Annotated in this window: 19 protein-coding genes; 11 read left to right on the top strand and 8 right to left on the bottom strand. The window is 44.1% G+C overall.

Translation table 11 applies throughout. The features are described 5' to 3' along the window. The first annotated feature begins 85 nt into the window (after positions 1-85). The 3 genes from purT to dapC are packed head-to-tail and all read left to right on the top strand — an operon-like array spanning position 86 to position 5,185. Positions 86-1,300, top strand: coding sequence for a formate-dependent phosphoribosylglycinamide formyltransferase (purT, locus tag VXQ11_RS12950; protein ID WP_416706219.1), 1,215 nt, complete (start codon positions 86-88; stop codon positions 1,298-1,300). 26 nt (positions 1,301-1,326) lie between these two features. Beyond that, positions 1,327-3,993, top strand: a complete 2,667-nt coding sequence (glnD, locus tag VXQ11_RS12955; RefSeq protein WP_144725049.1) for a [protein-PII] uridylyltransferase — start codon at positions 1,327-1,329, stop codon at positions 3,991-3,993. 22 nt (positions 3,994-4,015) lie between these two features. Then, positions 4,016-5,185 carry a succinyldiaminopimelate transaminase gene (dapC, locus tag VXQ11_RS12960; protein ID WP_416706220.1) on the top strand — a complete coding sequence of 390 codons (1,170 nt, stop codon included), beginning with the start codon at positions 4,016-4,018 and terminating at the stop codon, positions 5,183-5,185. Between the two features lie 103 nt (positions 5,186-5,288). Here the strand turns inward: dapC and VXQ11_RS12965 are convergent, their stop codons facing one another. Both VXQ11_RS12965 and msrB read right to left on the bottom strand, forming a co-directional pair. Then, positions 5,289-5,765, bottom strand: a complete 477-nt coding sequence (locus tag VXQ11_RS12965; RefSeq protein WP_064096654.1) for a glutathione peroxidase — start codon at positions 5,763-5,765, stop codon at positions 5,289-5,291. Continuing rightward, entirely contained in the window at positions 5,762-6,181 is a 420-nt protein-coding gene (msrB, locus tag VXQ11_RS12970) for a peptide-methionine (R)-S-oxide reductase MsrB (RefSeq protein WP_064096653.1), read from the bottom strand. The genes VXQ11_RS12965 and msrB overlap by 4 nt, the downstream gene beginning before the upstream one ends. 228 nt (positions 6,182-6,409) lie before the next feature. On the opposite strand from msrB, the gene VXQ11_RS12975 reads away from it, so the two are divergent. Beyond that, positions 6,410-7,840 carry a pyridoxal phosphate-dependent aminotransferase gene (locus tag VXQ11_RS12975; protein WP_416706221.1) on the top strand — a complete coding sequence of 477 codons (1,431 nt, stop codon included), beginning with the start codon at positions 6,410-6,412 and terminating at the stop codon, positions 7,838-7,840. A 214-nt stretch (positions 7,841-8,054) separates the two neighbouring features. Beyond that, positions 8,055-9,266: a YbfB/YjiJ family MFS transporter gene (locus VXQ11_RS12980; protein ID WP_416706222.1), complete on the top strand. Its 1,212-nt coding sequence runs from the start codon at positions 8,055-8,057 to the stop codon at positions 9,264-9,266. Here the strand turns inward: VXQ11_RS12980 and VXQ11_RS12985 are convergent. The 3 genes from VXQ11_RS12985 to icd all read right to left on the bottom strand — a co-directional run bounded on the left by VXQ11_RS12985 (position 9,245) and on the right by icd (position 11,621). Continuing rightward, positions 9,245-9,802, bottom strand: coding sequence for a M23 family metallopeptidase (locus tag VXQ11_RS12985; RefSeq protein WP_064101860.1), 558 nt, complete (start codon positions 9,800-9,802; stop codon positions 9,245-9,247). The genes VXQ11_RS12980 and VXQ11_RS12985 overlap by 22 nt on opposite strands. Before the next feature lie 143 nt (positions 9,803-9,945). Further along, positions 9,946-10,071, bottom strand: a complete 126-nt coding sequence (locus tag VXQ11_RS12990; RefSeq protein WP_263600643.1) for a hypothetical protein — start codon at positions 10,069-10,071, stop codon at positions 9,946-9,948. Between the two features lie 293 nt (positions 10,072-10,364). Beyond that, entirely contained in the window at positions 10,365-11,621 is a 1,257-nt protein-coding gene (gene icd, locus VXQ11_RS12995; protein WP_064096649.1) for an NADP-dependent isocitrate dehydrogenase, read from the bottom strand. 194 nt (positions 11,622-11,815) lie between these two features. On the opposite strand from icd, the gene VXQ11_RS13000 reads away from it, so the two are divergent. After that, entirely contained in the window at positions 11,816-12,604 is a 789-nt protein-coding gene (locus VXQ11_RS13000; RefSeq protein ID WP_416706223.1) for an rRNA large subunit pseudouridine synthase E, read from the top strand. A gap of 8 nt (positions 12,605-12,612) precedes the next feature. On the opposite strand, the gene VXQ11_RS13005 is transcribed toward VXQ11_RS13000, so the two are convergent. Both VXQ11_RS13005 and VXQ11_RS13010 read right to left on the bottom strand, forming a co-directional pair. Beyond that, complete coding sequence (locus VXQ11_RS13005) at positions 12,613-13,986, bottom strand: heavy metal sensor histidine kinase (protein ID WP_416706224.1); 1,374 nt, start codon at positions 13,984-13,986, stop codon at positions 12,613-12,615. After that, positions 13,983-14,654: a heavy metal response regulator transcription factor gene (locus VXQ11_RS13010; protein ID WP_416706225.1), complete on the bottom strand. Its 672-nt coding sequence runs from the start codon at positions 14,652-14,654 to the stop codon at positions 13,983-13,985. Before VXQ11_RS13010 ends, VXQ11_RS13005 begins: the two co-directional genes overlap by 4 nt. A gap of 120 nt (positions 14,655-14,774) precedes the next feature. Here VXQ11_RS13010 and VXQ11_RS13015 point away from each other — a divergent pair, with 120 nt between their 5' ends. After that, positions 14,775-15,272, top strand: coding sequence for a GlcG/HbpS family heme-binding protein (locus tag VXQ11_RS13015; RefSeq protein WP_416682093.1), 498 nt, complete (start codon positions 14,775-14,777; stop codon positions 15,270-15,272). A gap of 70 nt (positions 15,273-15,342) precedes the next feature. Beyond that, a complete protein-coding gene (uraH, locus tag VXQ11_RS13020; RefSeq protein WP_064096644.1) occupies positions 15,343-15,741 on the top strand; it encodes a hydroxyisourate hydrolase in 399 nt (132 codons plus the stop codon). 387 nt (positions 15,742-16,128) lie between these two features. On the opposite strand, the gene VXQ11_RS13025 is transcribed toward uraH, so the two are convergent. Next, the gene (locus VXQ11_RS13025; RefSeq protein ID WP_416706226.1) at positions 16,129-17,832 is read right to left on the bottom strand and encodes a M61 family metallopeptidase; all 1,704 of its coding nucleotides are present in this window, start codon (positions 17,830-17,832) and stop codon (positions 16,129-16,131) included. A gap of 174 nt (positions 17,833-18,006) precedes the next feature. Here VXQ11_RS13025 and VXQ11_RS13030 point away from each other — a divergent pair, with 174 nt between their 5' ends. The 3 genes from VXQ11_RS13030 to slyD all read left to right on the top strand — a co-directional run bounded on the left by VXQ11_RS13030 (position 18,007) and on the right by slyD (position 21,469). Continuing rightward, positions 18,007-19,320 (top strand): D-alanyl-D-alanine carboxypeptidase family protein, encoded by a 1,314-nt coding sequence (locus tag VXQ11_RS13030; RefSeq protein ID WP_416706227.1) that lies wholly within the window; start codon positions 18,007-18,009, stop codon positions 19,318-19,320. Positions 19,321-19,563: 243 nt separating this feature from the next. Further along, the gene (locus VXQ11_RS13035; RefSeq protein ID WP_416682099.1) at positions 19,564-20,850 is read left to right on the top strand and encodes an NAD(P)/FAD-dependent oxidoreductase; all 1,287 of its coding nucleotides are present in this window, start codon (positions 19,564-19,566) and stop codon (positions 20,848-20,850) included. 136 nt (positions 20,851-20,986) lie between these two features. Beyond that, positions 20,987-21,469, top strand: coding sequence for a peptidylprolyl isomerase (slyD, locus tag VXQ11_RS13040; protein ID WP_064096640.1), 483 nt, complete (start codon positions 20,987-20,989; stop codon positions 21,467-21,469). Positions 21,470-21,496 lie beyond the last annotated feature (27 nt).

The following is a 21,496-nucleotide window of genomic DNA, read 5'->3' on the forward strand; positions in this document are numbered from 1 at the left end:
TAGGTAATATCACAATTTTATATGAATCTTGGCTTAACTGCCGGCTCAGTTCTGCTATGCTAAAAGTCCATAAAATCAAGCATGGATGACACACATGAGCGTGACTATTGGTACTCCACTTCAATCTTCTGCCTACAAAGTTCTATTATTGGGTTCTGGTGAACTGGGCAAGGAAGTGGTGATTTCCCTGCAACGTCTTGGAGTCGAAGTTCATGCTGCTGACCGTTATGATCATGCCCCTGCCATGCAGGTTGCGCATTATTCCTATACCTTGAATATGGCAGATGCTGTAGAACTTAAACAACTCATCAATCAAATCCAGCCACATTTAATCGTGCCTGAAATTGAAGCCATTGCAACCGAAGTTCTGCTTGAGATTGAAGCCCAGAACATTGCTACGGTCATTCCTTCTGCCAAAGCCGTTAATCTGACCATGAACCGTGAAGGCATTCGTCGTCTGGCTGCAGAAGAACTTGGTCTGCCCACTTCAGATTACCGGTTTGCCGACAGTCTAGAGTCTTTCCGTGCAGCCTGCGACGATGTCGGCTATCCAAATTTTGTGAAACCAGTGATGTCATCTTCAGGTAAAGGCCAGTCTCGTGTCACCTGCTTTGATGAAGTCGATGCGGCTTGGGAATATGCACAAACTGGAGGTCGGGTCAATCAGGGCACCGTCATTGTAGAATCACAGATTGACTTTGATTTTGAAATTACCTTATTGACTGTTCGTGCCAAAAATCCGGCAACTGGCGAAATCGAAACGTCTTACTGCGATCCAATCGGACATCGTCAGGACTCGGGCGACTATGTGGAAAGCTGGCAACCTCAGCCGATGACTCCGGCCGCGCTGGAAGAGTCCAAACGTATTGCCAACAAGGTTACTGCAGCACTCGGTGGTTGCGGAATCTTTGGTGTGGAACTCTTTGTAAAAGGTGACAAGGTATGGTTTAGTGAGGTTTCCCCTCGTCCGCACGATACCGGACTGGTGACTTTAGCTTCACAATTCCAAAGTGAATTTGAACTGCATGCACGTGCTATCTTAGGCTTGCCGGTGAATACTGCACGACATAGTACAGCTGCCAGCGCGGTGATTTATGCCGGAGTCGATGGACGCAATCTTTCCTTTTCTGGCCTGGATCTTGCTTTAGCAGACGGCAACACTGATTTGCGCCTGTTTGGCAAACCGGAAGGCTTTAAACGTCGCCGCATGGGTGTCGCCACTGCACGTGCAGAAACTATCGAACAGGCACGTGAACTGGCACTACAGGCAGCAAGCCAGGTTAGTGTCAACCAGAACTAAACTGAAATACCAACGGACGACTGTACATGATCAACACCCATCCACTGCTGAATTACGCTAAAAGCAACCATGACATTAAAGCCATCAATCAATGGCGCAGTGATGTCGAAAATCAGCTTCAGGAAAGTTTTGAAAATGGGCAGTCGATTCGAGATATTATTCTGGCACGCTCCAACCTGATCGATGAAGCCCTGCAGTTTCTTTGGCAGCATGCCGAACTGGATCAAACTGATTTGGCTCTGTTTGCTGTCGGGGGCTATGGCCGCCGTGAAATGCTGCCTTATTCTGATGTCGATATCATGATCTTGTCAGAAGATGAGATTAGCCCAGAACAGGAACAGCTGATTTCTATATTTATTTCATCGCTATGGGATGTTGGGAATTTCAAACCAGGCATCAGTGTCCGTACCATCAATGAATGTGTCAATCAGGCCAGTAGTGATTTGAGTGTAGCTACCACCCTCATCGAAGCACGCCTGATTACTGGCAATGAAAATCTATGCAAATGGCCACGTCGCATCGTGTCACGTACATGGACCGACAAAACCTTTTTTGATGCCAAGATGGATGAGCAGCACAAGCGTTATGCTCAGCACAACAATACTGAAAGCAATCTGGAACCGGATATTAAAAATGCGCCAGGTGGTATCCGTGACATTAACCAGATTGGCTGGATTGCCAAACGGCATTTTCGCGTCAACCGGATTTATGATCTGGTACATCTCGGTTTTATTTCAGAATTTGAACTCGGTGTACTTGAGGAAGCCGAAAGTTTCCTCTGGGAAATCCGCCATCATCTGCACCGCTTGACCAAGCGCGATGAAAACCGCTTATTATTTGATTATCAGCGTGATATTGCAGCCAAGTTCGGCTATGTGCGTGAAGAAGGCCATCACCCAAATTATCCTATCGAACAGTTCATGAAGCGTTATTATCGCACTGCACAGCAGGTGTCGACACTGAACGAAATGTTGCTGGCTTATTTCAACGAATCGGTGATTACCCCGCGTTTGCCGCAATATGAACGCCAGATTGAAGAAATTAATGAAAATTTCAAACTGGTCGATGGCAAACTGGCTGTCCAGCATCACAAGATTTTCTCGGAAAACCCCAGCGCAATTCTGGAAATTTTCTATCTGTTGGCCAACCGTCCCGAGATCGAAGGCATACGTGCGCGTACCTTACGCCTGCTAACCTTGGCTGGAAAACGCATTGATCATGATTTTCGTGATAATCCGGTGCATCAGGCGCTGTTCATGGCAATTATCCGCTCACCGCATCGGCTGTACGACACCATGGTCGCCATGAAGCGTTACGGTGTGCTCGGAAATTATATTCCAGCCTTTGGTCAGATTATGGGACTGATGCAATACGATCTGTTCCACATCTATACGGTCGATGCGCATACTTTATTGTTACTACGCAATTTAAACCGCTTTAAAGAACCTGAATTTGCCAAAGAATTCACGGTGGTCAGTTCAGTATTCCAGCGTCTGACCCGTCGTGACATCGTTTATCTGGCAGCAATTTTTCATGATATTGCCAAAGGTCGCGGTGGTGATCACAGTGAACTCGGCGCCAGCGATGCGATCAAGTTCTGCCGTAGTCACGGCTTTACCGAACGCGAAAGTAACCTGGTGGCCTGGCTGATCCAGAATCATCTGGTAATGTCTGTCACCGCCCAGAAAAAAGATATTTCCGATCCGGATGTGGTCAAGGAGTTCGCCGAAAAAATGGGCGACATGGAGCATCTGGATTATTTATACACCCTGACGGTAGCCGATATTAATGCCACCAATCCGAAGCTGTGGAATACCTGGCGCGCCTCGTTAATGCGTCAACTATATACTCAGGCACGTGACGTAATCCGTTCTGGTCTGGGCCGTCCGGTTGATTATCAAATGCTGATTGAAGATACCAAATTTGCAGCCAGTGAACTTCTGGTTCAGGACTTCTCACTGGATGAGGTCGAAAAAGTCTGGCAGGAACTTGGTGATGACTATTTCCTCAAAGAAACAGCAGATGAAATTGCCTGGCATACCCGTGCCATTTTACAGCACGGCGACAATCCTGCCCCGCTGGTGCTGATGCGGGCACATCGTAATTACGCCCAGGATGCGGTACAGATCTTTATTTATACGCAGGATCAACCCAACCTGTTTGCCACCACGGTAGCTATTCTGGATCGTATGAATCTGGATGTACAAGATGCTCGAATTATTACTGCCACCAAAGCCTTCAGTCTGGATACCTATGTGGTACTCGACCGTTTTGGTACCTTATTGACCGATCCGGAACGCGAAGCCACAGTCATTGAAGCCCTAAAAGATGCCTTAAGTCATTCAGATGAATATCCGGGCTTGATGCAGCGCCGAATCCCACGTCAATTACGTCATTTTGATATTGAAAATACAGTCGATATCAGTATCAATCCTGCCTTGAATCAAAATATGGTTGAAATTGCCACCCTCGATCACCCTGGTTTACTTGCCAAAATCGGTGGTTTATTTATGATGCAAGGCCTGGATATCCACTCTGCCAAAATTGCCACACTTGGCGAACGTGCCGAAGATATATTCTTTGTCACCAAAAAGAATGGTATACCAATGACCCCAACGGAGTCTCAGGAATTTGCAGCTGCGCTCAAAGCTGCCCTGGATGAGGCTTCACATCAGGTCAGCGGCCAACACTAACATTTTGCTCGGTAACACATTCATGAACTCTAGCTTGTCTCTACTGCATCCTTATCCGTTTGAAAAGTTAAATCAGCTTTTTGCGGATATCCAGCCTGCTAATATGCCATTAATTCCCCTGTCGATTGGCGAACCAAAGCATCCTGCACCGGAGTTTGTGAAACAAGCCATTATTGATAATTTCAAGCATTTGTCGACGTATCCAAACAGCAAAGGCTTGCCGGAGCTACGTGAAAGTATCGCCCAATGGCTGACGCGCCGTTTTCAGCTAAATAGCATCAGTGCAGACAGCAATATCCTGCCTGTTTCCGGTACGCGTGAAGCGATTTTCTCGTTTGTACAGGCTTTGGTGAATCGTGAAGAGGCACCTTATGTGGTCATGCCGAATCCGTTTTACCAGATTTATGAAGGTGCAACACTGCTCGCAGGTGCCAAACCTTATTTCATCAACTGTACTGAGGAGAACAATTACCTTGGTGATTTTGATGCTGTTCCGGCAGAAGTCTGGGAAAAAACTGCACTGCTATTTGTTTGCACCCCGGGCAATCCAACCGGAGCAGTATTATCCAAAGAACAGTTTAAAAAACTGATTGCCCTGTCGGATCAATACAACTTTGTGATTGCTTCAGACGAATGCTATTCGGAACTGTGGTTTGATGAGGCACCTGTAGGTTTACTGGAAGTTTGTGCAGAAATCGGCCGGGATGACTATAAAAACTGTGTAGTGTTCCATTCACTGTCTAAACGTTCTAACCTCCCGGGCATGCGTTCAGGTTTTGTTGCTGGTGATGCCAGCCTGTTAAAACCTTATTTGCAATATCGTACTTATCACGGTGCAGCGATGCCGGTACAACATCAACTGGCGTCGATTGCTGCCTGGGATGATGAAGCGCATGTGGAAGAAAACCGGGTGCAATACCGTGCCAAGTTTGATTTATTTCAACAGGAACTCGGACATTTATTGCCGCTCAAAAAACCGGATGCCGGCTTCTACTACTGGTTAAAAGTTGACAACGATGAAGCCTTTGCCAAACGCCTGATGGAAGAAGCACATATTAAAGTTCTTCCGGGTCGCTATTTATCTCGCGATACCGAACAGGGTAATCCGGGTGAGCATCATGTACGTCTGGCACTCGTAGCCGATCTGGCGCAATGTGAAGAGGTTATTCGACGCCTGAAAGCCATTCTCTAAGTTTTGATCAAAACTAAAAAACCCACTGGTTTAAAGTGGGTTTTTTAAATTGAAATCAGATGAGCTCTATTTTTATCTCATACTGAGAAGATGACGCTAATGATTACAATACTTTTGCAATTTCATCTTCAAGATCTTCAGGCTTGGTGGTCGGAGCAAAACGGTTCAATACCTTGCCATCACGTCCGATCAGGAACTTGGTAAAATTCCATTTGATCCCATTGCCTAAAATACCTTTGGAATTGTTGGTTAAATAGCGAAAAATAGCATGTGCCTCAGGGCCTTTGACGTCCACCTTGGAAAACATCGGGAAAGATACGCCGTAATTTTTCTGACAAAATTCACCAATCTGTTCATTAGAACCAGGATCTTGACCACCAAACTGGTTACATGGAAAGCCTAAAATTTCCAGACCTTGATCTTTATATTTTTCGTAGAGTTTTTCCAATCCTGAAAACTGGGGGGTAAAACCACACTTACTCGCTGTATTGACAATCAAAAGTACCTTGCCTTCATAATCCGCAAGCGCCTTGCTTTTGCCATTTAACAATTCAGCTTCAAACTGATAAATGTTAGTCATGGATAGGTTTCCTCATCATTTTTTTCTTGTGTTTCTAGATCTAGAGAAGCCGAGTTAACACAATAACGCAAGCCTGTCGGTTCCGGACCATCAGGAAAAACATGCCCTAAATGTGCGTCACAATGATGACAAACAATTTCGGTTCTGACCATTCCATGTGAAGTATCAGGTAATTCTTCTACTACTGAATTGCTGATAGGACGGTAGAAGCTTGGCCAGCCACAGCCGCTGTCATACTTGGTCTCTGATGAGAACAGGGGGGTGCCACAGCAACGGCAAACATAGGTTCCATCTTGCTTGGTATTCCAGTATTTTCCGGTAAATGCCGGCTCTGTGCCTTTCTCGCGGGTAATGCGAAACTCCTCAGGTGATAACTCTCTTTGCCACTCACGGTCTGTTTTATTGAGTTTTCCCATGCTTACGCACCTTTTTATCTTGCTATTTAAAATAGGATAATCCTATATTTACGTGATTCATTTTAAAAATTCTAGTCTTTATTCAATATTTTACAAAAGATAATAATGCCCATAAAAGCAAAAAGTAAGCAAATGCAAAATATATAAGTAAGCAATTTATGTATTAAATGATTCTATGTGAGCAAATTTAGTGATATCCTTAGTTTTAAATTTTCTCAGGATTAAAAAATGTCGCAAAAGAAGAGCGTAATTTTTAAAAATCTGCTGCCTGTGATCAAACAGTATCAACAGCTTGGATTTACGCATGAGAAAATTGTTGCACTACTCCGCGATGATCACCATCTCGATCTAGTCACAACTGAGACATTTAAAAGTTATTTATATCGTTATGCAAAAGTGACCTCCACTCCATCCGAGAACATCAAAATGCCGAACACTATCCAATCCCCTCGCGAAATCAAGAAATCATCCAAGCTTGATCATGTTTGCTACGACATTCGCGGACCTGTGTTACGAGCGGCCATAGAGATGGAAGAAGCTGGCCATAAAATCATTAAATTAAATATTGGTAACCCTGCCCCATTCGGCTTTGAAGCGCCGCAAGAAATTATCAATGATGTAGCTTTAAACCTGCCAAATGCGATTGGCTATACCGATTCCAAAGGGATTTTCCCGGCGCGTAAGGCCATCTGCCAGTATTACCAGCAAAAAAGTATTCTGGATATGCACGTCAATGACGTCTATGTCGGTAATGGGGTATCGGAACTGATCGTAATGGCCATGCAAGGCCTTCTGGATGATGGCGATGAAATGCTGATTCCGATGCCAGATTATCCGCTCTGGACGGCAGCAGTGAATCTGTCTGGTGGTACAGCGATTCACTATAAATGTGATGAAGAAAATCACTGGTATCCAGATATTGCCGACATGGAAAGCAAAATCACGCCGAATACCCGCGGCATTGTGATTATTAACCCGAATAACCCGACTGGTTCGGTTTACCCACGTCATGTCTTGCAACAAATCGTCGACTTGGCCAAGAAATATGACCTGATTTTATTTGCTGACGAAATCTATGACAAAATTGTCTACGATGGGATCGAGCATGTTGCTGTGGCTGCCTTGGCAGGTAATCAACTTTGCGTATCATTTAACGGCTTGTCTAAAGCGTATCGTATTGCCGGTTACCGTTCGGGCTGGATGGCAATCACTGGTGACAAGTCTCGTGCAGCAGATTATATCGAAGGTCTGGATATGCTGGCGTCGATGCGCCTGTGCGCCAATCATCAGGCACAATATGCGATTCAGACTGCGCTGGGCGGTTATCAGTCCATTAACGACCTGATTCGTCCAGGTGGGCGTTTATATGAACAGCGCAACATTGCCTGGGAAATGCTGAACGAGATCCCCGGGGTATCTTGCGTCAAGCCTGAAGGTGCAATGTACTGCTTCCCGAAACTGGATCCGAATGTGTATCCAATTCAGGACGATGAAAAACTGATGCTGGATTTGTTACGCGCAGAGAAAGTACTTCTGGTTCAAGGTACAGGCTTTAACTGGCCGACACCGGATCATTTCCGTGTAGTATTCCTGCCGGCTGAAAATGAACTGCGTGAAGCTATTACGCGTGTTGGCCGTTTCCTGGCCAAGATGCGTTAATTCCGGCACCAGACGATATAAAAAAAACCGCATTTTTAAATGCGGTTTTTTTACTTTTCTGAAAAGTTCAGGTTTTAACTTATACATTTTAAAAAGCCTAGCGGTTTTCTTGCACAAATTTCTGTACTCCAGGGTTTCTTAACGGGCAATTCTTCCTCAACCATAAAAATTCATGTTATTTTTTGACCAAATATAAAATTCTATGAGTACACGGATGTCCTCAAATACAATAAAACTCAGCCTGCTCCTTTGTCTTAGCATGTGCTTAGGTATTGGTATTCTTCGTTTTTCTTATACCGCCCTGTTACCTGGTACACGCGAGGCCTTTGGCTGGAGTACAGATTTTGCCAGTCTCTTGGGCAGCGCCAATTTGCTAGGCTATTTGATCGGCGCATTTACCGCCATGCGCCTGCCTCAAGACCGGAGTATGAGCACTTATATTCAAATTTCAGCCTTTGCCGGCATGTTCAGCCTGATGTGCTGTGCATTTTCTGGTTTTTCTGAAGCATGGTATATCGCTTGGCGGATTATTTCCGGGATCAGCGGTGGATTAATGATGATCTTATCGCCGAGTGTGGTCGCGCAGTGCTGTGAACTTCAAGACCGTCTTAAAATCAACTTTATTGGTTTTAGCGGAATTGGAGTAGGTGTTTTAGTTGCAACCCTGTTTCTGCCCTATCTGGATCAAATTTCCGTCCAGACTGCATGGCTGATCTTGTGGGGCTTTGCCCTGCTTATGTCTACTGTTTTAAGCTTACTACTACAGCAGTTTAAACCCTATCTTTCTCTACAGGCACCTGCTGTTACCGCTCATCTCCCTCTGAATAGTATTTTTTATAGTTTATTGACGGTATACGCCTGTAGTGCATTCGCCTATATACCGCATTCACTCTTCTGGATTGATTATTTAAGCCAGCAGTTGGGATTGAGCTTGTTCTGGATTAATTTCAACTGGATTCTGTATGGACTAGGCAGTGCCTTAGGTGCCTTGAGTGCTTATGCACTGGCCAAAAAATGGGGTAATTTTGCTGCACTGAAAATTCTTTATAGCCTTTATATTATGGCCATTTTTATTGCGACTCTAGATGCCTATCCCTTACTCACTTTTAGCTCTTCCTTTTTTACCGGGATGCTAAATCCCGCTGTGGTCTTCCTGACCTCTTACACCATTCTACAACTGTATGGATTGGCTTATAAAAAACTCTGGAGTATTGCCACCTTATGTTTTGCCGCTGTTCAGCTGATCGGTGGCCTCAGTTTCAGTGCGCTACAGTATCTGGGATTAAGCTACCATCAGCAGTTTATATTGGCTGCATTTGTCCTTTTATTGGGAACAATGCAACTATTCTGGTATACAGGTTTCTCCAGACTCAAAACCAACAAACACATTCAGCCAGATTCTACTCAAGGAGAAGGTACCAAATAAGGATACGGATTGGTAGCCCCTTGCCCCCCTAAATAAATCCCATAATGTAAATGCGGCGGGGTATTTTTAGCATTACCCGTATTACCCACATAAGCAATAACTTCACCTGCCTCAACCCAGTCACCTTCCTGAATATGTTCTGCATAATCGTCCAGATGTGCATAATAATGTTGGCTCATATTTGGACCGGTCACCCAGATGATTTTTCCACCCAGATTATTGGTCCCAATCTTCCCTACAATACCTTGAGTCGCACTAAATACAGGTGTACCACGTTTGGCAAAAATATCTGTACCTTCATGTTTGCGACCAGCACTACGTGCTGCTCCCCAGGTATCATTGATTTGGCCGACTCTAACCCCTTCCACCGGAATCTGTAGCGGCGCTTCTAACTCGGTTCTTTGTAATTGCCAATATAGATATGGGCTTTTCCATCCCGCTGCCTGACCTGACGGCGGTGGCTGACAGGCCGTCAGTAAAAACCCCATAGACAACAGTAAGCTTATAATCCAAAGAAATTTCACCAATATTCGCATCTAATTAAATAAATGACTTTTATCTTAATCACAACCGCCTAATTTAAAATCATAATCCTGTTATTTTTAGTGATGATTTTATATAAGCTTTTAAATAACAAAACCCTCAAATGAGGGCTTTGTTATTTAGGTTAAAAAAGAGATTACCTGCGTTTTTTTGCGCGAGATGGTTTCGATGGTTGTTGTTGCTGTTGTTGCTCTTCGTTCTGAGCATTGTTCTGCTTGTCTTTTTGCTGGACCTGCTTATGCTTCGCTCTAGTTTTCGCCATTATATACTCCTTTAGAGAACCGTCTCTATATCACTGGAAGTTCCATTCATTACTGTACCGTGTATACAAAATAAGCCAATCGCTGAGCTGTATCCAAATACGTTAATGTAATACAAATTTCACTAAGTCATTCAGCTATGAGCGAATCATTTTGGGGCTTATTACACTTCTTACATAAATTTGCAGCCTGATACCCATTTTAACTTTCAGCTAAAATCACTTAAACTTTTAGTGAAAAAGCAGCTATAAAAAAACCCGCAGTTAATGCAGGTTTTGATTTATAAATTACAGTTTTAAGCATCCATGTTGTCAATGATGGCCTGACCAAACTCAGAACAACGAAGTAAAGTTGCACCTGGCATCAGGCGCTCGAAATCATAGGTCACCGTTTTTGCCGCAATTGCCCCTGAAATACCCTTAATGATCAGGTCGGCAGCTTCTGTCCAGCCCATATCGCGCAGCATCATTTCTGCAGACAGAATAATCGAGCCTGGATTCACCTTATCTTGTCCGGCATATTTAGGCGCTGTCCCGTGGGTTGCTTCATAGACTGCAATCGAACCGCCAATATTGGCACCTGGTGCAATCCCGATTCCCCCGACTTCCGCAGCAAGCGCATCAGAAATATAATCACCATTTAAGTTCAGTGTGGCAATCACGGAATAATCTGCCGGACGCATCAAGATTTGCTGCAAGAAAGCATCGGCAATGACATCCTTAATAATAATGTCTTTACCTGTTCTTGGATTTTTGATTTTAACCCACGGTCCACCATCCAAAAGCTCTCCACCAAAACGTTCTAGCGCAACTTCATAGCCCCATTCTTTAAACGCCCCTTCAGTGTATTTCATGATATTGCCTTTGTGTACCAAGGTCACACTCGGCTTGTCATTCTCAATAGCAAACTGGATAGCTTTACGCACCAGTCGCTGGCTACCCTCTTTGGAGACAGGCTTGATCCCGATCCCACAATTGTCTTCAAAACGAATGTTGGTTACACCCATTTCTTGTTTCAGAAACTTGATCACTTTTTTTGCTTCGGGAGAATCTGCTTTCCATTCAATTCCGGCATAAATATCTTCTGAATTCTCACGAAAAATGACCATGTCGGTCAGTTCCGGATGATGTACCGGTGACGGAACACCTTCAAACCAGCGTACCGGACGCACACAGACATATAAATCCAGTTCCTGGCGTAATGCCACGTTCAGGGAACGAATCCCCCCACCGACTGGCGTAGTCAGTGGACCCTTAATAGATATCACATAATCTCGCAGCGCTTCCAGAGTTTCTTCAGGCATATAAATGCCATAAATTTTATTAGCTTTTTCACCGCAGTAGACCTCCATCCATTCGATGGAACGCTTCCCGGCGTATGCTTTTTGCACAGCAGCATCTACCACAGCCTGCATTGTTGGTGTAATATCAACACCAATTCCATCCCCCTCAATAAATGGGATAATTGGATTATTTGGTACGTTGAGTGAAAGGTCTGCATTTACGGTAATTTTGGTACCATCCACAGGTACTACGATTTTTTGATATCCCATTATTAGTATTCTCCCTAATGCCGCTGACAAATCTTAAATAATTGCCAATTAGGCAATACTTTCAGCTGTTCTTAACGCATAATATTCTAATCCAGATTTGTTGTTTTTGAGATTTATACGGGAAATAACAAAGTTTCCCTTTTAAATAAACCTCTACATTTTTTAAATTAATGTAATTATAGAAGTTATTTCCTATGAAAATCGTCATTCTAAACAAACCTTATGACGTCCTCTCCCAATTCCGTCCGGATGAAAAGCATCCTACCATGGCCGATTTCGTCAACGACAAAGATCTGCGTCTTGCTGGCCGTTTGGACATGGACTCAGAAGGTCTGGTTTTTCTCACCGATCACGGTGGTCTCAACCAATATATCACCAATCCTGCCAATAAAAAGTTTAAAACTTATATGGTGCAGGTTGAAGGTGATATGACTGACGAGGCCCTTGAACAGCTTCGTAAAGGTGTTGAGCTGAAAGATGGCATGACGCTTCCTGCACGTGCTGAAAAAGTGTCTGAACCGGAATGGTTGTGGGAGCGTAATCCTCCTGTTCGTTTCCGTGCCTCTGTTCCGACGTCTTGGGTTGAGATTTCCATCTGTGAAGGTCGTAACCGTCAGGTTCGTCGCATGACTTCTGCTGTCGGCTTCCCGACCTTACGTTTGATCCGTACCAAAATTGGTGAGATTGATTTGGTTCGTATGGGATTGCAGCCGGGTGAGACCAGAGAAATTGAGCCATTACTTTACCCTGACTTCCAGAATATCCCTGCTGAAGAACCATATCGTTCACGTTCTTATGTGAAGAAGCCGGGGGGTACGGGTGGCAAACCAATCGTTCGCAAGAACAAAGATGGTTCCGTGAAAAAGTCTGGCACCAAACGCATCTGGCAAATGGACGAAAGCGAAAAGCCGAAACGTCGCACCAATGGTACTACTCGTCCAAATACCAAGGCACCACGTGGTCGTGGCCGGGGTCGTGGTTAAAGCTCAGCCTATTCATCAGGTAGTGACAGGCTAAATACCACGCCAGACGGCGTATTTTCTACAGTTGCTCCCCCCTGATGGAGCTGCATAATCGACTGCACAATGGCAAGGCCCAGACCACCCGTCTGGGCTTTTTCATGTCGGCTGTCATCTATCTGATAAAAACGCTCAAATAAATGCGGATGATGCTCATCTGCAATCCATACCTCTGGCGTCAGCACCGATATTTTAATGCGATGATTCAGTCGCTGTGCCGACACACTAATCTCACTCCCCGGCTGACCATAAGTAATGGCATTGCTGATCAGATTGGCAACTGCGCGCTGTAATAATGCGGTGCTGGCAGTCAGACTTAAATCTGCTGGAACATTAATTTTTAAATGCATCTGCTTTTCTTCAGCCAGAAAACTGAAGTACTCAAGTAATTCTTGCAGCATCTCATTCAGATTGAAATGCTGTTTTTCAACCGTAAATCCACCATGCTCTACCCGCGCGATAAACAGCATGCTTTCAATCATCTGGCTTAGGCGTTCATATTCTTCCAGGTTGGAATAGAGCAGATTTTCCAGTTCAGCAGGCTCGCGCGGCCGCGATAACAGAATCTGTGTCTGCCCGATTAGATTGTTTAATGGCGTGCGAAGTTCGTGCGAAATATCCTCAGAAAAACGTGCCAACTGCTGATATGCAGACTGAATATTACCGAGCATATCGTTCATGGCCTGACTCAGCTCTTGTACCTCAAGCGTATTACTCTGAACATCAATGTGCTGATTGGGCTGCTGAATATTGACCTGTGCTGTCGCCAGCATCAGCTGACGCATTGACTTGAGAATATAGCGTCCAGCCAGCCAGGCCATAAAGGTCGAGAGCAATATACCAAGCAGACTATAGAGCACCAGTTTTGATAAATAGGTTGCCAGTGCCCTTTGTCCTTCTGCCAACTGTTTACCCGCTACCAGCTGGTAGCTGCGACCATCAAACTGCACCTGTTTAAAAGCCAGACGTGTTGAAGGATGTTCAGCCTGATTATTCTGAAACTGTAATTTGGAAGAATAATGCAATGCCGGAATATGAACCTGCAAAGGATTGATTTCGATCAGACGACTATTCTGATGCTGCAGCAGCAGTAAATTATCTTCCTGTCCCAGCATATTTTCATATAATTTGGGATGCTGGACCAGAAGTTTGAAACTCTGGGCATCTTCAAGAAAAATCTCAATCCGGGAAATACGCGCAGCCAGCGCCTGATCCTGCTGGGTCTGAATCATCTGTTGCATATTTTGATAAGACAGCAACGCCACACTCAGAAACACCACGCAAGACACCAGTGCAAATGCAATACTCAATCGTGTTGCCAACGGCAATAACACAGGGTTTTTCATGGACATTCATCTAGCTTATAACCCATACCACGTACGGTATGGATCAGTTTTGGCGTGTAATGATCATCAATTTTGCTACGCAGCCTGCGAATAGCCACATCGACCACATTAGTATCAGTATTAAAATTGATATTCCAGACCATGGACGCAATCTGGCTCCGGGTCATCACCTGTCCCTGATGTTCCATTAACAATTGCAACAGGGCAAATTCTTTCTGGCTCAAGTCGATCTTTTGTCCGTTACGGTAAACCTCATGCTTTAAGCGGTTCAATACCAGATCTGAAACCTGATAGGCCTCCTGCTCCAGACGCGGCACACGGCGCAACAGACTTTTAATTCGGGCCAGTAATTCAATATAGGAAAAAGGCTTGGTCAGATAATCATCGGCACCAAGCTCCAGTCCTTTCACCCGATCTAGCACATGATCACGTGCAGTGAGCATTAATACCGGAATCTGGCTAAAAGTTCGCAGGGTATGTAATACCTGCCAGCCGTCCAGGTCCGGCAGCATCACATCAAGCAGCACCAGATCAAAAGACTGTTGCTGCAAACACGATAATGCTCGCACGCCATTTTCTGCGATGGTCGTACTATAACCTGACTCATTCAGTCCTTTTGCCAGATATTCAGCAATCTTGACTTCATCTTCTACAATTAAAATATGCATGTCAGTAGTTTAGCTGTTTTTAGCTAGTTCTAGATTACAAATTGGTAATCTGATTGTCATGCTGTACTGGCGGATTTTTTTCTAAGATAGTCCCAGTAGCCAATTGCATGAAAGATAACCATGAAAATTTCAATTGCCAACACAACCCTGACCATGCTCAGCAGCGTATTACTATTCAGCTCACTGGCACATGCAGAATTTAAAACGGCGCCAGTCATGTCGCTAGAAGTAGCAAAGCTCATGGCCAGCAACGTCATGCTTGCTTGCCAGAAACAGGCCAAGCCGGCGGCAGTCATTATTCTGGATCAGGGTGGCAACCTGCTGGCCAGCCAGCGCCATGAATCTGTCGGCATTCACAACCTGATTGCAGCGGAACGGAAAGCTTTCACCGCGTATTCAACTAAAACCAGCACACTGGATTTTATGCGCAATGCCCAGAAAAATCCGGATGCACAGAATCTGAATAGCTTGCCTGAATTGCTATTACTGGGTGGTGGCGTCCCTGTCATTTACCAAAACCAGATTGTAGGCGCTGTAGGCGTCGCAGGTGCGGGCGGTTCAGTACAGGATCATCAATGTGCCAATAGCGGCATTCAAACCACCTTAAAGCAGCTTTGATTTCTTTTAATTAGTAATTTTTTATTCCTTTGATTAAACATTATTCCGTCATTCCAACGAGGAACATAACATGAAAAAAATCTTAATCGCGACTCTTGCCACTACTGCAGCAACTCTTTCTTTTGCCCAGAACCCGCTGAGTGTACACGTGCTGAATCTGGAAAATGGCCTACCTTCTCCGAATGTAGAAGTGACGCTGGAAACACAGAAAAATGGCAAATGGGTACAGCTTTCACAAGCAAGGACCAATCCTCAGGGTCGTATCACAGCACTGTACCCAGAGAATAAAACCTTTGATAAAGGAACCTACAAAGTGACTTTTAAAACTGGTGACTGGTTTAAAACCCAAAAGCAAAACAGCTTTTTCCCGGAAGTACCGGTGATTTTTGAAGTAGATGGCTCAGTCAATCACTATCATATCCCGCTGCTATTAAGCCCCTATGGTTATTCAACCTATCGCGGCAACTAAGCTCTCCCACTTAAGGCCCACCCTCTTTGGGCCTTCCTTTTTTTCTTGTTATTCTTTTATTGAAATGCCATTTACGATTCATATTTAGTGATCTAAAAAATAAAATGTATTCAAAAAAGGAGCTTTACATTGGATCAGCAAGCTAACCAGATGTTTAATCAGGACCAAGAGGTCTTTGCGATACATTGACTGCTATAGCAGAACGCAAAGCCAATAATGGTCGTACTAGCATTTTATGAATTCAAATGAGGAATCAGCATCATTAAATCGCAGCTAAATTCAATGGAACTTCCTGACCTCTCATCAAATAAATATCATGTTGATATTTAGTCAATAAAAAACCGATGCCTAAGCATCGGTTTTAAAGTTTTAAAGTTTTAAATTGAATTAAGCTTTCAACCATTTCTCAGCTTTGGCCTGATCTTCAACTTTCAGTTCAACTTCGGTCAGTTCAGCACCGCCTGCCTGAACTTCAAAAGTCATCAGCTCATCTCGACGGAACGCGTATACTGTAAAACTACCGTTCTGTTTTGCATAGCTTTCGAGAAGCTTGGTGGTGGCTTTTAGACCGTCAATCGCAATAATCATGTCATTGGCAGAAAGACCGGCCTGTACAGCCACAGCATCACGACGCGCAGATTGAACCAGTACACCTTCCGGCTTATCTGCCAGCTTTAAGCCGAATGGCAAAGACTTGTCATTTTTCAGGCTATAACCGATACCAAACTCAGGTAAGAGCTGATCCAGCGGTAGTTCATCTGTCGTATTGATCAAGTGATTAATCTGTTCTGACCAATCATCACCTGTCAGTTCTTTGCATAATTCAAAGATTGTCCGTTCGTGCACCTGAATACCATTTTGCGCATTTTCATACAAACGGCGCATTAAGGCATCCAGACTTGAACCACGTAAACGCAGTCCCAAGTCCAGACATAGCGCTACCAGACAACCTTTGTTGTAATAGCTGGTTCCGGCATTATTGGAGTTTTCATCCTGACGGTAGAATTTCACCCAGGCGTCAAAACTGGATTCAGCCACTGACTGAATCGCACGTCCCGGATTTTGCAAATAACGGTCAATCTGTGCTTTTAACAAAGCAATATATGATTCCTGATTAATCACGCCGCTACGCAGCAAAATCAAATCATCGTAATAAGAGGTGAAACCTTCAAAGATCCACAGCAAAGACGTATAGCCTTCTCTGTTTAGATCATAGTTCACGAAGTTTTCAGGTCGAATAAACTTCACCAACCATGAATGGAAATATTCATGGCTACATAAGCCGAGGAAACGCTGATAATCTTTTGAAGGTTCTTCAGGTTCATTGGCTTTCGGCAAGTCATCACGTGGTGAAATCAGACTGGTAGAATTTGGATGCTCCAAACCACCATAGCTATTGCCTGTTGCCATGGTCATAAAGGTATAGTCCGCAAATGGCGCTGAACCAAACATGGAAATTTCTGTACGACAGATTTTTTCAATGTCCTGCTGCATACGCGTAGCATTCATGGCATGTTTGCCTGACACCACAAATTCATGTGGAATCCCATTGGCATCAAAACTGAAACGGGTTTGTTCTGCCAGCTCAAATGGCGCATCAATCAGTTCGGCATAGTTTTTAGCTTTCAGCGTGAAACGGCCTTTGACCAGACTTTTGGCCTGCATGCCTGTTGCCAATTGGAAATGCTTTAATTCATCTGGCAGGAAGATTTCCAGTTCAATTTCTTTATTTTCCTGACCTTCCAGCCCCAGACATGCACAAGCCGGGTTCACGTAGAGACGATTTTGATCCACGTATGCACCACGAACGGACAGGTCATAGGCATAGACATCATATTCCACCGTAATCAGCTCATGATCGGTATTGAATAAACGCCATTTATTCTTTTCAAACTTCTGGATTTGTAGCTGGCGCCCATCTTCATCATAAGCCTTGACCGCTTCAATATGTTTGGAAAATTCCCGGATCAGATAGCTTCCCGGAATCCAGGTCGGCAATGACAAGACTTGCGTCGGATCAGCAAGAAAGCGAACAGTTACGTGAATAAGATGCTGACGATAATCGTCAAATTCGATTTGATAATGCAACATAATAGACGATATAAAATTAAAATAAATGAGATATAGCTTAGCTTAGCATTTTTTAAGCCAGGATGGTTTAGCTGTCTTATTTGTCTACATTTACGACTAGCTATCTGTATAAAAAAGGCATAGCATGCGTGAAATTTTAACGTTCGACACCCGCCGGGTTATCAAGGAACACCATTGAAATACATCATCTCACTGATTGCGGTATTCAGTTTATTTATTTCTGCATTTTCCCATGCTGCCCTACTCAATATTATGCCTGAAAGTGTTGAAGCTGAAGCCTGGACCATTCTGGATTCACAATCTGGTCAAGTTATTGCCGAGCACAATGCTGATGTTCAGCGTGCTCCGGCCTCGCTAACCAAAATGATGGTGGCTTATATTGCCTTAAAGGAAATTGAGGCCGGAAAATTAAATAAAAATGAAGTTTTAACCGCGACTCCTGTGGTGAAAACTGTGATGTGGGATGAGTCACAGATGTACCTGAAAGAAGGTGATCAGATTTCAGTCGATCAGCTTCTGGCGGGCTTAATTATCATGTCTGCCAATGATGCTGCGGTGACGCTGGCTGAGAAAATTTCGGGTGGTATTCCGCAGTTTGTTGAACGCATGAATCAGGAAGCCAAAGCGCTGGGCATGCAGCATACCAATTTCCAGAATCCGGCAGGTATTACCATGCCTGAACATTATTCTACTGCCGCAGATTTGGCCAGACTATCTATGGCAGTCGTCAATGAAACTCCGGATTATCTGTATTATTCCAAACAGCCAAGCTTTACCTATAACCGACATTTTCATCGCGCAACCAACCGTGTGCTTCAGGTAGATCCTACGGTGGATGGTTTAAAAACCGGTTTTACCCGTGCAGCAGGCTACAACCTGGCGCTGACGGCCAATCGTGTCACGGCAGATCTTGAAATGCCGAACCGACGTCTGATTGTGGTAGTACTGGGTACTAAAAGTGCGGCAAAACGCGCTGAAGTATCGCATAAGCTGATGAATCTGGCCTATACCTATACCCGCAATGAAGTAGCGATCAAAGATAAACAGCTACTGGCTGAGCTGCCTGTAATCAAATCAACCTTAAAAATGTTTAAGGTGCAGACCAAGCAACCGCAGATTATTACCACCTCTTTATATGATCAGGGGTATAGTATCGACCTGAATCAATTCGACCAGACCAATCAACGTATTATGCTGAATACTGGTGATGGCATTTTAAGAAGTATCGAACCTTTACAAGAAACCCAGACGCATATCAGTGTGGAAGTAAAGGCATCTGAGCTCATTGCGCCCTTGGCGACTATCATGCCTCTGGCAACCATTCAGGTCTATCAAAATAACCAGTTAATCCGTACTATCCTGATTGAAGATCATGTCGAAATTGAAGAAGCTAACCTGTTTCAGAAATTCTTTAGCTGGCTGCAAGGTTTATTTACTTTCTTTTCAGACTCTACACCAAGCGTAAAGCTTTATCCTCTAAATAAATAATAGCGCTAGCTGTCAAGTTAACTGTTCTTTAAGCCAGAAGATTTTTTCGCTGATCTTCTGGCAGATTTTCCTTTCTCCCTGCCTCACACCCTCAAGACAGGGAAACTTACCTGCCCTCACAGAATTGCTACGTTTTGTAATGTGTATAACAATTTTAACCAAGACGCGATCTGGCCCATGCCATAGTATATTTTCTTTCTATTTCTCTTATTTTTATTAAAAAAATAAACAGGTTAATCATATATGACAGCACATAAAATCGTGATTGTGGGTGGCGGTGCCGGTGGTCTGGAACTGGCGACTCAGTTGGGTGATAGCTTGGGTAAAAGCGGTAAGGCCCGGATTATTCTGGTCGATCAAAAACTGACACATATCTGGAAACCGCTGCTGCATGAAGTGGCTGCAGGTACCTTAAATCCACATCAAGAAGAAACCAATTATTTTGCTCATTCAGCAGCACATCATTATGAATTTGTCTTGGGTACATTCACAGGACTAGATCGTAAAGCCAAACAAATCCTGGTCGAAACAGAGTATTTCTCCAAAATAGCCCAATCCAAGAAAAACCAGCATATTTCCTATGACACACTGGTACTGGCCTTGGGTTCTACCTCGAATGATTTTAATACTGAAGGGGTAAGACAATTCTGTCATTTTCTCGACAGCCGTAAACAGGCGGATGTTTTTCAGCAGGACATGTTGCATCTCTATCTGAACGCACAGCATGAAGCTTCGAATCGTGAACTGAATATCGCGATTATTGGTGCTGGAGCAACTGGGGTAGAACTGGCAGCGGAGCTGGTAGAAGCCAAACATAATTTCTTTAAATATGGTTTAAACAAGGTTGACCCGAAAAAAGTCAAAATCACCCTAATTGAAGCGGCGGACCGCATTCTGACGGCGCTCTCACCTAGAGTTGCTGAACACACCATGCAACAGATGGAAAAGTTTGGCATTGAAGTCTTGACCGGTCATCGGGTGGCCAAGGTCGATGAAGACAAGATTTATTTTACAGATGGTTCAAGTCTGGATGCCGAGATTAAAGTCTGGGCCGCAGGTATCAAAGCACCTGAAGTCTTGGTGCAACTACAAGATATGGAAAAGGACAATATTCACCGATTGAAAGTCTATTCCACCCTGCAGACCAAGTCTGATCCAGACATTTTTGCTTTTGGTGACTGTGCACATTGCCAACCTGCAGCAGATGAACCGGTATTGGGTCCACGCGCCCAAGTCGCCAGCCAGCAGGCCAACTTTCTGGCCAATGCCTTAAAAGCACGGATCAATGAGGAAAACTACTTACCCATGTTTAAATTTTCTGACAAAGGTTCACTCATTTCCCTAAGTCAGAATAAAGCCGTTGGGGAATTACTCGGTCAGGTCAATGTGCAAGGCTTTGTCGCCAAATCAATGTATGTGTCCTTGTACCGGATTCATCAGGCAACCATTCATGGGTATGCGCATGCAGGCATTCTAACCGCAAAAGATTTTGTTACACGGAAAATTTCTCCAAAGCTGAAATTGCATTGAAATTCCAGAATTTGGCCCAATCAATGAAAAAATCGTCAATAAAATTGTCGAATTGCGTTTTTTTGCTAATTTTAGTCTACAAAAACGCAATTTCACTTTATGATGTACCCTTAAAAAATTGAATGGATCAATTAACATGACTGCTATTGCAAATAACCACGTGGTTTCTTTCCACTACACATTGACTAACGCAGAGGGTGAAACTCTCGATCAATCTCAAGGTGAACCACTTGCCTATTTGCACGGTGCAGGTAATATCATCCCAGGATTAGAAAACGCGCTAGAAGGTAAAACTGTAGGTGATAAATTCACTGTAAACGTTCCAGCTGCTGAAGGTTATGGCGAATACAACCCAGACCTAGTTCAAGAAGTTCCTGCGCAAATGTTCCAAGGCGTAGACAATATTCAAGCAGGTATGCAGTTCCAGGCTCAAACTGATGACGGCGTGCAAATCGTAACTGTTAAAGCAGTTGAAGGCGACAATGTTGTTGTTGATGCTAACTTCCCACTTGCTGGTCAAGATCTGACTTTTGAAGTTGAAATCGTATCTGTTCGTGAAGCTTCTCAAGAAGAATTAGATCACGGCCATGTACATGGTGCAGGTGGTCACCAACACTAAGATCTTCTGATCGGGTGTGATAAAGGG

This window comes from Acinetobacter sp. 197 (assembly GCF_048148385.1).
Taxonomy (GTDB): domain Bacteria; phylum Pseudomonadota; class Gammaproteobacteria; order Pseudomonadales; family Moraxellaceae; genus Acinetobacter; species Acinetobacter pecorum.